General features: G+C 72.3%; 10 protein-coding genes. 8 read left to right on the top strand and 2 right to left on the bottom strand.

The annotated features are described in order from the left end of the window. The first annotated feature begins 72 nt into the window (after window positions 1-72). The 3 genes from OG406_RS31095 to OG406_RS31085 are packed head-to-tail and all read left to right on the top strand — an operon-like array spanning window position 73 to window position 5,207. On the top strand, window positions 73-1,497 hold the full coding sequence (locus tag OG406_RS31095) for a tetratricopeptide repeat protein (protein WP_327410167.1): 1,425 nt from the start codon (window positions 73-75) through the stop codon (window positions 1,495-1,497). Then, on the top strand, window positions 1,494-3,521 hold the full coding sequence (locus OG406_RS31090) for an urease accessory protein UreH domain-containing protein (RefSeq protein ID WP_329188943.1): 2,028 nt from the start codon (window positions 1,494-1,496) through the stop codon (window positions 3,519-3,521). Before OG406_RS31095 ends, OG406_RS31090 begins: the two co-directional genes overlap by 4 nt. A 45-nt stretch (window positions 3,522-3,566) precedes the next feature. Beyond that, a complete protein-coding gene (locus tag OG406_RS31085) occupies window positions 3,567-5,207 on the top strand; it encodes a serine/threonine-protein kinase (RefSeq protein WP_329188941.1) in 1,641 nt (546 codons plus the stop codon). 14 nt (window positions 5,208-5,221) lie between these two features. On the opposite strand, the gene OG406_RS31080 is transcribed toward OG406_RS31085, so the two are convergent. Further along, a complete protein-coding gene (locus tag OG406_RS31080; protein ID WP_266612448.1) occupies window positions 5,222-6,028 on the bottom strand; it encodes an SGNH/GDSL hydrolase family protein in 807 nt (268 codons plus the stop codon). Between the two features lie 310 nt (window positions 6,029-6,338). On the opposite strand from OG406_RS31080, the gene OG406_RS31075 reads away from it, so the two are divergent. The 5 genes from OG406_RS31075 (at window position 6,339) to OG406_RS31055 (ending at window position 13,513) form a co-directional block, all read left to right on the top strand. Then, complete coding sequence (locus tag OG406_RS31075; RefSeq protein ID WP_267050364.1) at window positions 6,339-6,671, top strand: hypothetical protein; 333 nt, start codon at window positions 6,339-6,341, stop codon at window positions 6,669-6,671. Between the two features lie 363 nt (window positions 6,672-7,034). Then, on the top strand, window positions 7,035-7,853 hold the full coding sequence (locus tag OG406_RS31070) for a glycosyltransferase family 2 protein (protein ID WP_164372551.1): 819 nt from the start codon (window positions 7,035-7,037) through the stop codon (window positions 7,851-7,853). Next, on the top strand, window positions 7,850-8,863 hold the full coding sequence (locus OG406_RS31065; protein ID WP_327410164.1) for a glycosyltransferase family 2 protein: 1,014 nt from the start codon (window positions 7,850-7,852) through the stop codon (window positions 8,861-8,863). The genes OG406_RS31070 and OG406_RS31065 overlap by 4 nt, the downstream gene beginning before the upstream one ends. Then, window positions 8,860-9,657, top strand: coding sequence for a polysaccharide deacetylase family protein (locus OG406_RS31060; RefSeq protein ID WP_329188936.1), 798 nt, complete (start codon window positions 8,860-8,862; stop codon window positions 9,655-9,657). Before OG406_RS31065 ends, OG406_RS31060 begins: the two co-directional genes overlap by 4 nt. Next, entirely contained in the window at window positions 9,650-13,513 is a 3,864-nt protein-coding gene (locus tag OG406_RS31055; protein WP_329188934.1) for a lipopolysaccharide biosynthesis protein, read from the top strand. Before OG406_RS31060 ends, OG406_RS31055 begins: the two co-directional genes overlap by 8 nt. Before the next feature lie 91 nt (window positions 13,514-13,604). Here the strand turns inward: OG406_RS31055 and OG406_RS31050 are convergent, their stop codons facing one another. Further along, the gene (locus tag OG406_RS31050; RefSeq protein WP_329191044.1) at window positions 13,605-15,032 is read right to left on the bottom strand and encodes a GH39 family glycosyl hydrolase; all 1,428 of its coding nucleotides are present in this window, start codon (window positions 15,030-15,032) and stop codon (window positions 13,605-13,607) included. Window positions 15,033-15,140: the final 108 nt, after the last annotated feature.

Raw genomic sequence — 15,140 nt, 5'->3', positions numbered from 1 at the left:
CACGGTGCGGGCCGCGCCCCCCTTCCCTTCTGCAGCAACGACCCGTTCCATCACGGACTTTGAGGAGAGGGCATGTCCCCGGGTACGAACGACGACGCGACGCCCGAAGCCGACAGGGCCGCGCCCGAGGCGAGCATCGTGGGGGCCGCGCCGGGCGGGACCGGTGTCTCCCGCGACCGCCTGCGGTCGGCCCGGCTGGTCTTCTGCGCGGCCGCGCTGGCTGTCGCGATGACGGCCGGCGCGGTGGTCGTGGGCGCCCTCCGGGACGGCGGCGCGACGCCCGCCGTCGCCGCGGCCGGGGTGTCACCGCTGATCCCGGCGAACGGCGATCTCGACGCGAGCATCACCTCGCTCCAGGCCCATCTCCGCACGCAGCCGGGCGACTTCGGCGGCTGGGCCACCCTCGGTCTCGCCTACGTGGAACAGGCCCGCACCAAGGGCGACCCGTCCCGCTATCCGCAGGCACAGCAGGCGCTGGACCGTTCCCTGAAGCTGCGCCCCCACTACGACCCGGCGCTCGCCGGCCGGGCCGCGCTCGCCGCCGCCCGGCACGACTTCACCGGCGCCCTGAAGTACGCGGACCTCGCCCTCGGGCAGAACCCGTTCAGCGAGCGCGCCCTCTGCTCCCGGATCGACGCCCTCGTGGAACTCGGCCGCTACGCCGAGGCGTCGAAGGCGGCCGACCTCGCCGACTCCCGGCGCCCGGGCGTCCCCGTCTTCACCCGGTACGCGTACGTCCACGAGCTGCGCGGTGACGTGGCCACGGCCCGACGGGTGCTGAAGCAGGCGCTCGCCACGGCGACGAGCCGCGGCGACATCGCGTACGTGTCCGGCGCGCTCGGCCAACTCGCCTGGAACCAGGGCGACTACCGCTCGGCTCTCACCTTCTACGCACGGGCCCTCGCGGCCGACGACAGCTATCTGCCCGCCCTGGAGGGCCGGGCCCGTGCCCAGGCCGCGCTGGGCGACCGCGCGGCGGCGATCAAGGGCATGGAACAGGTGGTCCAGCGCTATCCGCTGCCGCAACCTCTCGTCGAGCTGGGCGAGTTGTACGAGGCACGCGGCCGGGCCGGTGACGCGCGACAGGCCCGCGACCAGTACGCGCTGGTGAACGCCTGGGTCTCGCTCGCCCGCGCGAACGGCGTCGACGCCGACCTCGACACGGCGCTGGCCGCCGCCGACCACGGCGACCACCGGGCGGCGCTGAAGGCGGCCCGCGACGAGTGGGCGCGACGGCACACCGTGCACACCGCGGACGCGCTCGCCTGGGCCCTGCATGTGGCGGGCCGCGACAAGGAGGCTCTCCCCCACGCCCGCGAGGCCACGGCGACGGGCTACCGCAACGCGGCCTTCCTCTATCACCGGGGTGTCATCGAACGGGCCACCGGACACACGAAGGCGGCCCGCGCCTCGCTGAAGGCGGCCCTGGAACTGAACCCGGGCTTCTCTCCGCTGGGAGCCCGCGAGGCCCGCGCCGCGCTGAAGGCGGCACGGTGAGGGCGCGGCGGCTGCTCGCCGCGTGCGGTGCGGCCCTGACCGCCGCCTGCGCGCTCGTGCTGATCCCCGCGGGACAGGCGGGCGCGCATCCCCTGGGGAACTTCACCGTCAACCGGTACGACGGGCTCGTCGCCGCCCCGGGGGAGTTGCGCGTCGACCACGTCGAGGACCTCGCGGAGATCCCCGCGACCCAGGCGAAGCGGGACATCACGCGGCTCGGCATGGCCGAGTGGGCCCGGCAACGGTGCGAGAGCGCCGCGCGCGGGAGCAGGGTCACCGTCGGCGGGCACGAGGTCGCCCTCGCGCGGGGCGCGAGCCACGCGCGCACCCGGCCGGGACAGGCCGGCCTGAACACCCTGCGCGTGGAGTGCCGGCTGACGGCGCCGCTCCCCCGGGGCGAGGACGCCGGCATCGCGGTGGGCTTCCGCAGCGCGGGTGCCGACCACGGGCCGGGCTGGCGGGAGATCACCGCCCGGGGCGACCGGATGACGCTCACCGCGTCGGACGTACCGCGCGCGTCGGTGTCGGCGGAGCTGACCACCTACCCGAAGGCGCTGCTGTCCTCCCCGGCCGACACCGCCGCCGCCTCGCTGCGGATCCGGCCGGGCGGCCCCGCGCTCGTCGAGGGCCGGCGGAACGCGCCGGCCGCCTCCGTACTGCCGCGCGGCGCCGACCGCTGGACCGAGGCCCTGAACAACCTGGTGGCCCGGCACCACCTCACCGTCGGCTTCGCCGCGCTGGCCCTGCTCATCGCCGTCGGCCTGGGCGCGATGCACGCCCTCGCGCCGGGCCACGGCAAGACGTTGATGGCGGCGACCGCGGCGGCGCGCGGCGGCCGGGCCCGGCTGAAGGACGTGCTGCCGCTGGCCGCGTCGGTGACGGTCACGCACACCCTCGGGGTCGTCGCGCTCGGTCTTCTGGTCACCGCGGGTTCGGCGGCGGCTCCGTCCGTGATCGCCTGGCTGGGTGTGTCCAGCGGCGTCCTGGTGACCCTGGCGGGCGTCACGCTCCTGCGCCGGGCCTGGCACCACCGGGCGCCGGGACCCGGCCTGCCCCATCGCCCCACGGACGAACACGTCCACGCGCACCCGCACGGCGGGGATCACGCCCACGGGCACCCGCACGGCGGGGACCACTCCCATACGCACCCGGACGGCGGGGACCACTCCCACGGGCACCCGCACGGCGGGGATCACGCCGACGGGCACGACCACGACCACGCCGCCGACCAGGAACACCCGGACGGTCACGACCACGACCACGAGCCCGGGCCGGGCCATCCGCACGACCACGACCACGCTCACGGACCGGCCGCCGTCCCCTCCCGCCCCCGTCGGCACGACCGGGAGCCGGTCGCCCCGGACATGGCCACCGCTGCCGTGGACCGGCACTCCGCCGGACGTCCCGAGCGGCCCCTGGTCCTGGCACACGCCGCCGCGGCCCCCCGGGCACAGGCCCTGGTCACGACCGCACCGCACCCACACCCCCACCCACAGGACGTGAGCCCCGGCCACGCCCACCCCCACGAGCACGCCCACCCGCACGAGCACGAGCACCGACACCCGTCCGCACCCACCTCCGCGGCCACCCTTCGGTCCCGGGTCTCCCGACCCCTCGGCCGCCCCTCCCCCGCTCTCGAACACACCCACGGCGGTTTCACCCACACCCACGAGATCGCGCCGACCGTGCGCGGGACGATCCTGCTCGGCTTCGCCGGCGGGCTCGTACCGAGTCCGTCCGCGGTGGTCGTTCTCGTCGGGGCCGCGGCCCTCGGTCAGGCCTGGTTCGGCCTCCTGCTCGTCCTCGCGTACGGCGTCGGGCTGGCCCTGACGCTGACGGCGGCGGGCTTCGCCGTCGTCCGGCTCGGCAGCGGGATGAACCGGGCGCTGGCCAGGCGCCCACGCTGGGCCGAGGGGCGGGCCGTGCGGTTCGTCCGCCGGACCGCGCCCCTGGGATCGGCGGCGGTCGTCGTGGCGCTCGGGGTCGGATTGGTGCTCAAGGGGGCGGCATCCGCACTCGGTTGAGCTACTTTTGGGGAGATATCGCGCGGATGCGAAGGGGGGACGCACGTGTCCGAAGATTCGGGCAGTGAGCGGGTGATCGCGGGTCGCTACCGCCTGCTCTCGCCCCTGGGCGAGGGCGGAATGGGCACGGTGTGGCGCGCCCGCGACGAGGTGCTGCAGCGCGAGGTGGCCGTCAAGGAGGTCCGCGCCCCGGCCGGACTGGCCAGGTCCGAGATCGAGCGGATGTACGCCCGCCTGGAACGCGAGGCGTGGGCGGCCGCCCGTATCTCGAACCACAACGTGGTCACGGTGTACGACGTGGCCAGCCAGGACGGCCGGCCCTGGATCGTGATGGAACTGGTCCGGGGCATCGCGCTCTCCGATCTGCTGGACGCCGAGGGACCGTTGGCGCCGCGACGGGTGGCCGGCATCGGCGCCGAGGTGCTGTCCGCGCTGCGGGCCGCGCACGCCGCGGGGGTGCTGCACCGCGACGTGAAACCGGCCAACGTCCTGATGTCGAACGACGGCCGGGTCGTGCTGACGGACTTCGGCATCGCCACCGTCGAGGGCAGCTCCGCGCTGACCATGACGGGCGAGGTCATCGGATCGCCCGAATTCCTCGCTCCGGAGCGGGCGTTGGGGCGGACGCCGGGACCGGAGTCGGACCTGTGGTCGCTCGGCGTGCTGCTGTACGCGGCGGTCGAGGGCAACTCGCCCTTCCGGCAGAACACTCCGCTGAGCACCTTGCGGGCCATCGTGGACGAGCCGTTGCCGGCGCCCCGCCGGGCGGGTCCGCTCACCCCCGTGATCGAGGGGCTGCTGGCCAAGGATCCCGCCGGGCGGACGAGCGCCGCCGCGGCCGAGGCGGAACTGCGCGCGGTCGCCGAGGGCGGCAGGACACCCACGCGAGCCGTCGGTCCGCTGCCGCCCTCCGCCACCCCCACGATCGCCGCGTTCCACCAGCCGTCGCCGGGCCCACCGACACCCTCGGGAGGATTCGGTCCGCCTCCGGTGACGGCGTCCTCGACGGCCCCCACCGCGGAGGCGCACCGTCGCCGCCCGGCGGCCTTCGTCCTCATCGCCGGTGTGGCCGCGCTCGCGCTCGCCGTCGGCGGACTGACGTACGCGCTGAGCGACCACGGCGGCGGGAACGGCGGTACCGGCGGGAGCGAAGGACAGAGCACCACCGACGGGGGCGGCAGCGGCAACAGTGGCGCCTCGGACGGCGGGTCGCGTCACAGCGGGAGCGACGCGACCAGTCCCACCGCGAGCGGGAGTTCCGCCGCGAGCGCCCCCACGGGCGGAGGAGCGACGACCGCCCCGCCGGCCCAGTCGGTGCGGGTGACGGTGTCGGGCCGGCACACCGACTACACGGGGGCGTGTCCGCCGCCCGGCACCCAGGCACCCTCGTTCACGGCGACCTTCACGGTCGGGCGGGTGCCGGTGGACGTCCAGTACCGATGGGTCACGCAGACCGGCGAGGTGACCGACAAGAGCTGGAAGACGCTCTCGTTCCCCGCGGGCGGCGGCAGGACCCGGCAGACGACGGTGGTGGCGACGACCTACGACACGAGCGGCGAGTTCGCCAACAGGATCAGCGTGGAGGTCCGGAGCCCGGTCCGGACGACGTCCGAGGCGGTGCCGTTCACGATCACCTGTGCGACGGAGACCCCGAGCGACGGGGCCTCCGCTTCCGCATCACCTTAGGAAGGCCGGAGAGTTCAGACCGCTCCGCCGAAGACGGGGAGGTAGCCGCCGGACTGTCCGGCCGCGGTCGGGTGGTAGGACTCGCCGATGTCCAGCCAGTTCAGGCTGTGCAGCCAGACGCTGCTGGAGCAGATCTCGTGGCCCGTGAAGGTACCCCGGACGTCACCGAAGGTGAATCCGTAGGCGGCGGCGCGGGCCGCGATCGCGCTGTCCAGGTAGTCGGCCGCGCCGTTGATGGCGGACCGTTCGGTCTCCGAGAGTCCGGTCAGGCAACTGCCGTTGAGCTTGTAGAAGCGGGGATAGCCGAGGACGACGACGTGGGCGGACGGAGCCTTCGCACGGATCGCCGAGTACACGGAGTTGAGGTTGCCGGGGAGGGTGGAGGCGACGTAGGCCTTCGCGGTGGCGATCCGCGAGAGGCAGGAGCTCTCGGACTGCAGGACGCAGGTCGTCATGACGTCCGAGAAGCCGGCGTCGTTGCCGCCGATGCTGATGGAGACGAGGCCGGTCGAGGAGGTGAGGGGGCCGAGCTGGTTCGCCGTGACATCACCCGTACGAGCGCCCGAGCAGGCGGTGAAGGCGAACGACGAGGGTGAATGCGCGGCCGCCCAGAGGTAGGGGTAGGCCTTCGTGCTGCGCTTGCAGTCGCCGCTGGAGCTGATGTAGCTGTCGGCGCCGACACCGGACGAGTAGGAGTCACCAAGGGCCACATAGCCGGTGGCGGCGGCCGTTCGTGCCTGCGCCGTGGCCGCCCCGGTGAGGGTGACGCCGACGGCGAGGAGGAGTGAGGTCACGTATGCCGTAATTCGGGAACGTCTCATGGAACCTCCCTTTAGCAGGATCTCTGCCACAACTTTGGTACCAGCTACGCGCATTGACAGGAAGTGTTCATGCCAAAACTTCTGTGCCACTGCGTCAGGAAACCCGCGAACGCGCCCCCTTTGCGCCTTGACGGCCCCGGACGGGCTGCGCCACATTGAAACCCGGCATCCGGCGCTTCAGGGGGCAAAGTCGCCCATGCAGACCTTACGGATCAAGGCATCCTCATCCGACACCGCGAAGGGGCCGCGGCAGCCCAGGGGGAGGGACCTGCCGGCGTTGCTCGCGGGCGGCGCGACCACGGTGGGGGCCGTGGGCGCGTTCCTCGCACTCGCCGACGCGAACTCACCGCTGCGCGGGCCTTTCACGCTCTTCTTCCTGCTCGCCGCGCCGTCGGCCGCGATCGGGGCCGCACTGCGCGGACTCGACCCGTTCGGCCGCGTCCTCACGTCCGTCGCCGGCGCCGTCGTCCTGAACATGCTGGTGGCGCAGGGCATGCTCGCCGTGCACCGCTGGTCGGTCCCCGGCGGCATCGTCGCCGTGACGGCGTTCAGTTCGCTGATTCTGCTGCTCACACTGGTGCGCCGACGGCGCACCCACGGACCCTCAAACGGATGGGGAAAATCCGTTCGAGATACGAGGTAACGGTCAAACCAACAAAAAGGTGAGGCCTCGTTTCAGGTCTTGCCATACGGGCGCAATCGTCAATACCGTCGTACATCTCACCCGCATCGGTCCATCATCAGCGGCTCCAGGGGAGGGCTCAGGACCGCGATGGAAGCCGGCGCGGGGCGCGGTTGGGGGGTGCCGTTCTCGGTGACCAGACGTATGCCGAGTCGGGCCGCGCAGCCTGCTCCTCAATGCGGAGCCGGCACGTTTTGCCAGCTCACCCGGCATGGACGGAGTTCCATTCCGGCATGCCGTCAGTGAGTAACCCCCCTTTCGAACCGGACAAAGAGACGGACCGCCCAGGGGCGGGCGGTCCACCGGACGAGAGGGACCAGACTCATGAGCTCAGTCCTGCGCCCAGCCATCTCGGGCGACGATCCGTCAGTGGCCGCGATCTACCGGCCGATCTCCTCTCACCTGGCCATCGCGCCACCGGTGAGTGTCGTGATTCCCGCCATGAATGAGGCGGAGAATCTCCCGTACGTCTTCAAGACGCTGCCGTCCTGGATCCACGAAGTGGTTCTCGTGGACGGCAACTCCACCGACGACACCGTCGAGGTCGCCCGTGAGCTGTGGCCGGACGTCAAGGTCGTCAAGCAGCTCGGCAGGGGCAAGGGCGACGCGCTGATCACCGGCTTCGCGGCGTGCACCGGCGACATCATCGTCATGGTCGACGCGGACGGCTCGGCCGACGGCCACGAGATCGTCTCGTACGTCTCCGCGCTGGTGTCCGGGGCGGACTTCGCCAAGGGCTCGCGGTTCGCCAACGGCGGCGGCACGTCCGACATGACGCCGATCCGCAAGCTCGGCAACCGTGTGCTCTGCGCGACCGTCAACGCCAAGTTCGGCGCCCGTTACACCGATCTCTGCTACGGCTACAACGCGTTCTGGCGGCACTGCCTCGACAAGATCGAGCTCGACTGCACCGGTTTCGAGGTCGAGACCCTGATGAACATCCGGGTCGTCAAGGCCGGCCTCAAGGTGCAGGAGATACCCAGCCACGAGTACCTCCGCATCCACGGCGCGAGCAATCTGCGGGCCGTGCGGGACGGGATCCGGGTGCTCAAGGTGATCCTCAAGGAGCGGTCCAACCGGCGTGCGCTGCGCCGGACGCCGCACGCCCACCAGCTCGACTCCGGCCGGGGAGAGGTGTCTTGAGCACGCGGGACATCTCCGTGGTGATCTGCGTGTACACCGAGGACCGCTGGGAGGACATCCTCGCGGCGGTCTCCTCGGTGCGCGCGCAGTCCCTGCCCGCCCTGGAGACACTGCTGGTCGTCGACCACAACACCGTTCTGCTGGAGCGGCTGGCCGGGGAGTACAGGAAGACGGAGGGGGTGCGGGTGCTCGCCAACGCGGGCCCCCGCGGTCTGTCCGCCGGCCGCAACACCGGGATCGCGGCCTCGCACGGCGGTGTCATCGCCTTCCTCGACGACGACGCCGTCGCCGAGCGGGACTGGCTGCGGCATTTCGCCGAGGGCTACACCGACCCGCGGGTGATGGCCGTCGGCGGCCGCACGATGCCCGTCTGGGCGTCGGGCCGCCGGCCGGCCTGGTTCCCCGAGGAGTTCGACTGGGTGGTGGGCTGCACGTACAAGGGCCTGCCGCCGGGCCGGGTCCGGGTCCGCAACGTCCTCGGCGGCAACGCCTCGTTCCGCCGCACGGCGTTCGACGCGGCGGGCGGCTTCGCGACCGGGATCGGCCGCGACGGCGACAGGCGTCCGCTGGGCTGCGAGGAGACGGAGCTGTGCATCCGGCTCACCCGCGCCCGGCCGGACGCCGTCCTGCTGATCGACGACCGCGCGGTCATCCACCACCGGGTGCCCGCGGTCCGCGAGCGCTTCGGCTACTTCCGCACCCGGGCCTACGCCGAAGGCCTCTCCAAAGCCCTGGTCGCCCGAAGTGTCGGCGCCGGCAAGGGACTTGAATCGGAGCGTCGCTACAGCACCCGGGTCCTGCCCGTCGGGGTGCTGCGCGGGCTGCGGGACGCGGCCCTGGCCCGTCCCGGCGGCGCCGGCCGCGCGGGAGCCATCGTCGCCGGGGTACTGACGGCGGCCGGCGGGTATGTCGCGGGAAGCGTCCGGGCCCGCCGGAGCGGCGCCGTGTTCTCGGTCGTCCCCGTCGCGGCGGTCGAGGTGGTCCCGGACGACGAGGGGGCGGCGGCATGAGCGGACCGGTACCGATCCTGATGTACCACTCGGTCGCGCGGACACCGAACGACGCGACCCGGGCGCTGTCCGTCGCGCCCGAGGCGTTCGCCGAGCAGATGGCGCTGCTCGACGACCGCGGGTTCACCCCGGTCGGCACCGCCCGGCTTGCGGCGGCCTGGCGCTCGGGCGTCCCGCTGCCCGCGCGCCCCGTCCTGATCACCTTCGACGACGGCTACGAGGGCGTGCACCGGCACGCGCTGCCCGCCCTCGCCAAGTACGGCTTCGCGTCCACCCTCTTCGTGTCCACGGGGTGGATCAGGGGCGCGTACGACACCGGGGGCGGTCTCGACACCATGCTCGACTGGGACCAGGTGCGCGCGCTCGCCGGGGAGCAGGCGGAGATCGGCGGGCACAGCCACACCCATCCGCAGCTCGACCAGATCACGGACGACGCGCTCCGGTTCGAGCTGCTGCGCTGCCGGGAGATCATCGCGGGCGAACTGGGTGCTCCCCCGGCCTCGTTCGCGTACCCCTACGGCTACTCCAGCGCACGGGTGCGGCGTTCGGTGCGGGCGGCGGGTTTCACCCAGTCGCTCGCCGTCGGCAACGGCCTCGCCCGCCGCCGCCAGGGCCCGTACGCCCTGCAACGCGTCACCGTGCGCCGCACGACCGGTATCGAGGAGTTCGAGCGGCTCATCGAAGGCCGTTCGATCGCCCGCACCTTCGCCCGGGACCGGGCCCTCACCAAGGGGTACGCCATGGTCCGAAGAGCACGACAGGTCCGCCGGAAGGCCATCCGTTCCCGTGTCTGACACGACCACCACAGCCCAGGCCTCGACCACCGCGCCCGAGGCCCCCGAGCGGCGGCCGGCCCGCCGTCTCCGTCTGCCCGGCACCGGCCGCACGGGCGGGGGCGGCAGTCCGCTGTTCCGCAACGCCTACGCCCTGATGCTCAACACCGGGATCTCCGCGGTGCTGGGCCTCGGGTACTGGCTGATCGCCGCCCGCTACTACACCGAGTCGGCGGTCGGCCAGGGCTCCGCCGCCATCGCCGCGATGAAACTCCTCGCGGGTGTCACCGCGGTGACACTGACCGGCGCCCTCGCCCGCTTCATCCCCGTCGCGGGACGCGCCACCGCCCGCCTCATCTTCCGTACGTACGCGGGCAGTTCGGTGGTCGTGGCGTTCGCCGCCGGGATCTTCCTGCTCACCCTGAACCTGTGGGGGCCGTCGTACCGCTTCCTGCACGGCCCGCTGCACGGCACGTTCTTCGTGCTGGCGGTGGTCGCCTGGTCGTTGCTGACACTCCAGGACGGGGTGCTGACCGGGCTGCGCAGCGCGCTGTGGGTGCCGGTGGGCAACACCGTCTTCTCCGCGGTGAAGCTGGCCCTGCTCATCGGTCTCGCCGCCGCGGTCCCCACCTCGGGCGTCTTCGTCTCCTGGGTCGCCGCGATCGCCCTGTCGGTGGTGCCGCTCGGAATCCTGGTGTTCCGCCGGCTGGTGCCCCGGCATGTGAAGGCGACGGAGACCAGCACCAAGCCGCCCACCCTGAGGGAGATCGGGCGGTTCCTGGCCGGTGACTACACCGGGTCGCTGTTCTCGCTCGCGGTCGTCTATCTCGTACCGGTGATCGTGGCCTCGCAGGTCAGTTCCACCGACAACGCGTACTTCTACATCACCACGACCATCGGCGGCACGGTCAACCTGCTCGCCATCAACATGGGCGCCTCGCTGACGGTGGAGGGGTCGCACGATCCGGCGCGGCTCGCCGCCAACACCCGGGCCGCGCTCAAGCGCATGGCCCGGATCATGCTGCCGGTGTGCGGCCTGCTGTTCCTCGGCGCGCCGTACATCCTGCACGTCTTCGGCGCCGGGTACGCGCACGCGGCGACACCGCTGCTGCGCTGGTTCGCCGTCGGCGCGCTGCTGCGGGTGGTCATGGAGACCTACTTCGCCGTGCTGCGCGCACAGAGCCGCACGTCCGGACTCGCCTATCTCCAGGGCCTGTTGTGTCTTCTGGTGCTCGGCCTCACGGTGATCCTGCTGCCCCGCATGGGGCTGACGGGCGCGGGTGTCGCGGAGATCTCCAGCCTCGCCGTGATCGTGACGATCGCGGCGCCCAGGCTGTTCCGGATCGTGCGGACCGCGCCGCCCGCCGCCCCGCCGGCGGACGCCGCACCGGACGGGGACCTCGCAGACCTGGGGCCGCGCGACGCCGTCCCGTCGCACGAGCCGACGCGTGGCCCGGCCCGGGCGCTCGACTCGGACACCCTGGCCCTGCGCCTGCACATCGACCTCGACCACCTGGAACGCCGGCCGGACGTGCGCCCCGGGCCGGGCACGCCGCCGACCGGCACCCCCGCGGTGCGCACCGGAACGGGCGTTGAGCGGCGTCCCGCCTGGGCGCGGCGGCAGCCGTCCGTGGGGCTGCCCGTGGAGGCGCGCGAGCCGGGTTCGGAGGCCTCGTTGGGTCCGGTGGAGGTGCCGGAGGTCGACGCCCCGTTCGACACGGAGGGATCCGACGGCGGGGGGTCCGACGTGCGGACCGCTTCGGCGGAGGACGCGCCGGCGTCGGAACCGGTCGCGGCGGACGGGACGGCGGAGGACCGGGAACCACCGGACGCGCCTCCCCCGTCCTGGCGTGAGCGCGTCCGGCGTCCGTCGAGACCCGGTGTGGTCCTCGGCTTCCTGCTGGTCTCGGCGCTCCTGCTCTACTGGGTCCCCGCGTTCGGCCTCGACGACGAGTCGCTCACGGACATGGGCGGCCTGGGCCTGATCTCGGTGCTCCCGCTGCCGACGCTGATCGGCGCGGCCCTGCTGGTCACGGTGTTCAGCTCGCTGCTGTGGATGAAACGCGAGCACCGGGGGCTGCTGCTGGTCACGCTGCTCGCCACCGTGGTGTCGCTGCACGCGCTCCCGGCGGTCATCGAGACCGAGCCGCGGTTCGCGACCGCCTGGCAGCACCTCGGCTTCCTCGACTACATCGACCGCACCGGGTCCGCCGTGCCGGACCTGGACGCCCGCTGGAGCTGGCCGGGCTTCTTCGCGGTGGCCGCGTTCGTCGCGAAGGCGTGCGGGGTCTCCGATCTGTCCGAGGTCATCCGCTGGTGGCCGACGGCCATCCAACTCCTCTATCTGGCACCGATGTTCCTGCTGGTCCGGTCGATGCGGGCCGGCTGGCGCGCCAAGTGGACGGGGATCTGGTTCTTCACGCTGTGCGGCTGGGTCGGCCAGGACTACTTCTCGCCGCAGGGCTTCACCTACCTGCTGTACCTGGTGTTCGTGGCGATCCTGCTCGTGTGGTTCCGGGCGCCGCGGGTGCTGTGGACGAAGCGCCGGCCGGGCGAGGCGGAGGTCGAGCCGACGGACCGGCGGCAGCGGGCCGTGCTCCTGATGGTGCTGATCGGGCTGTTCGCGGCCACCGTGCCGGCGCACCAGCTCACCCCGTTCGTGATGCTGGGCGTTCTCGCGGTCCTCGTCCTCGTCGGCCGCTCCGAACTGCGCGGTCTGCCCATCCTGTTCGCCGTGCTGGTCGCCGCCTGGGTCGGTTTCATGGCCGAGCCGTACTGGTCGGGCCACTTCGACGACCTGTTCGGCGGGGTCGGGGGCGTCGGCAGCAATGTGTCGACGTCGGTCTCCGGCCGTATCCAGGGCGGCAGTTCGACGCACAAGCTCGTGCTGTACACCCGGGTCCTGCTCGCCGGCGGCATGATGGCCTTCGCCTGCTGGGGCTGGTGGCGGCGGCGTGAGCACCGGTACCGCGAGCGGTCCCTGCTCGTCCTGACCTTCGTCCCGTTCCTCGGCTTCGGCATGCAGTCCTACGGCGGTGAGATGGCGCTGCGCGTCTTCATGTTCGCCGTGCCGGGTGCCGCGCTGCTCGCCGGACTGGCCCTCTTCCCGCGCACCGGGGTCACCGCGAAGGAACGGGAGAAGGACCGGCTGAGTCTCGCCCCGGTCGCCGCGCTGATGGCGGGCCTGCTCCTCATGGGCGGTTTCCTGGTGGCCCGTTGGGGCAACGAGTCGTTCGAGCGGATCCGGCCGGGCGAGGTCACGGCCATGGACTACGTGTACGCGCACGACGATCCGACGGCCCGGCTGCTGTGGCTGAGCAACGACACCGTCGACAACGTGACGCCCGCGATGCCCTGGGGCGCCAAGGACATGGAGAAGGTGCAGTACGTCCCCACGCTCGCGCCCGCCGACCCGGTGCTGGTGTCCGGGCTCGTCAAGGCGCTCAAGGACGCGGGGCCGAACTCGTACCTGATGATCAACCGCAGTCAGGTGGTCTACCTGCAGCTGGACGTGGGCTATTCGGCGACGTGGGAGACGCGGCTGATCACCCATCTCGACGAACGGCCGGAGCTGCGGAAGGTCCTGGTCAACGACGACGTCACGATGTACGCGCTGCGCGTGCGGCCGGAGGGCACGGTCCCGCGGGCCGAGCCGGGGCCGATCGGACCGCAGGTGACGTGGACACCGTGGTCGGTCGTCGGTGGTCTCGCAGCGATCGCCCTCATCGTGCTGCTGACGGCACGGGAGGTCGTACGGGTGGCGGTGCGGCCCGGCGTGCGGCAACTGCGGTGGGTCCAGAGCAGCTTCTGGTTCTCCCTGCCCCTGCTGGCGGTCCTGCTGGCCTCGCTGGTGCAGCGGTTCCTGACGATGAAGTAGCGGCCCGGGAGCGGTGCGTGCGGCCGAAGTGGCCGGGTCGGTACGCCGGCCGGGCCACTTCCCCAGGTCCGGGTGCCGTCGGCCCGCGCGGTCAGCGGGTGAGCCACTTCACCCCGTAGGCGCCCAGCTCGAACCGCCTCCCGTCGACCTTCGCGCTGATCGACCGGTCCCGCGTGTTGACGACGAGGACGGTCCGGTCGGTGGCGAGGACCCGCACGTTCGGCACGTCGTCCGCGGCGACGGACACCTTCGCGTAGGCGGTGCCCGGCGGGAACGCCTTGCCGAAGCGGGAGATCAGGTCGTACATGGGCAGGTCCCGGCCGCCACCGGCGGTGCCGGTCGGGGTCCAGAGACAGCCGGGGCAGCCGGCGCCCTTCTCCTTCTCCGGGTTCCAGTAGAAGCCGGAGGAGGCCCCGCCCCGCACCATCGCGATCATGCCGCTCGCCTGGACCGCGACGCGGCGGGTCTCGGACCAGCCCTTGCGCTCGTCCTTGGAGTCGGCCGGTTCGACGTAGTACTCGGCCCACCACAGCGGCAGTCCGTGCGTCTGCCCGCGCAGCCATCTGCCGACGGCCGTGAACTTGTCGGTGGCCGCGAACTCGTCGGGCAGCGTCTCGTCGTCGTTGGTGTAGCTGGAGCCGTCCACGACGACGAAGTCGGCGCCCGCCTTGTGCTCGTTCCAGTAGGTGAAGGCGTCGAGGACCCGCTGGTCCATCGCGCCCCAGGCTCCCTTCACCGTCGTGGACGCGTCCTGCGTCTGGCGTGGGTCGAAGCTGTCCATCACGAGGTAGGGGCCGCCCACCATGATGTCCTTGTCCACCTTCTTCAGCGCCTTGTAGACCAGGTTGTAGAGCTTGGTGTAGCCCTCGTAGTCCCAGCGGCCCTCACGGTCGTTCCAGAAGCCCTTGAACTCGTTCCAGACGATGAAGTGGCGTACGTCGGGGTAGCGGCGGGCGACCGTCGCGGCGAGCGCGGCGAAGTCCGCGAAGTGCGAGGGCTCCGGGGCCGTCTCCAGGGAGGCCTGGCTCCAGTTCGTGCGGTCCGCCCCGGCCCTGCCGCCTTTCATCCAGTCCGGGGAGCAGCACAGCGTCACGACCGGGGTGCCGCCGGACCTGCGGACGAAGTCGACGCGGCTGTCCATCTCGGAGAAGTCGTAACGCCCCTTGGACGGTTCGGGGTTGCCCGCACCCCAGCCCATGATGTGCTGGTTCTGCGGCAGCGACACCTCGTCACGGCCCAGCAGTCCCTCGACCCGCTCGGTGGCCGCGTCGTCGCCCTCGTCGGCGCTGTACTGGGTGTGGGTGAACCCCCAGCCCACGTCGGGTCGGGGCGTCTGCGGCGGGGTGACCGGCGTGCCGTGCACCTTGTCGCCGTCGCGGGTGGTGCCGGCGGTGCTCCCGCCGTCCCCCGGAAGGGTGTTGAGCAGTGTCACGACCAGGGCGAGTACGGCCGCGCCCACACCGAGCAGCGCGGTCAGGCGCCACCGTCGTTCCCCCGAATTCCACCCATGACGTCCCATCATGGGCAACAGTAACGGGGGGAATCGGGCGCGCGACAGGTCTGTCGTCGTACAGCCCTGTAACAGGATGGAAGGGATACACCGGAAGAGCGGGACCCACGCGACACA

The organism is Streptomyces sp. NBC_01428 (genome assembly GCF_036231965.1).
Lineage (GTDB): Bacteria > Actinomycetota > Actinomycetes > Streptomycetales > Streptomycetaceae > Streptomyces.
This window is presented reverse-complemented; position numbering and strand designations above follow the sequence as displayed.

Excerpts from the sequence above, each read along its gene's own strand:
- OG406_RS31095 (WP_327410167.1), top strand. The coding sequence starts at position 73 with ATGTCCCCGGGTACGAACGACGACGCGACGCCCGAAGCCGACAGGGCC.
- OG406_RS31080 (WP_266612448.1), bottom strand. The coding sequence starts at position 6,028 with ATGAGACGTTCCCGAATTACGGCATACGTGACCTCACTCCTCCTCGCC.
- OG406_RS31070 (WP_164372551.1), top strand. The coding sequence starts at position 7,035 with ATGAGCTCAGTCCTGCGCCCAGCCATCTCGGGCGACGATCCGTCAGTG.
- OG406_RS31060 (WP_329188936.1), top strand. The coding sequence starts at position 8,860 with ATGAGCGGACCGGTACCGATCCTGATGTACCACTCGGTCGCGCGGACA.
- OG406_RS31050 (WP_329191044.1), bottom strand. The coding sequence starts at position 15,032 with ATGGGACGTCATGGGTGGAATTCGGGGGAACGACGGTGGCGCCTGACC.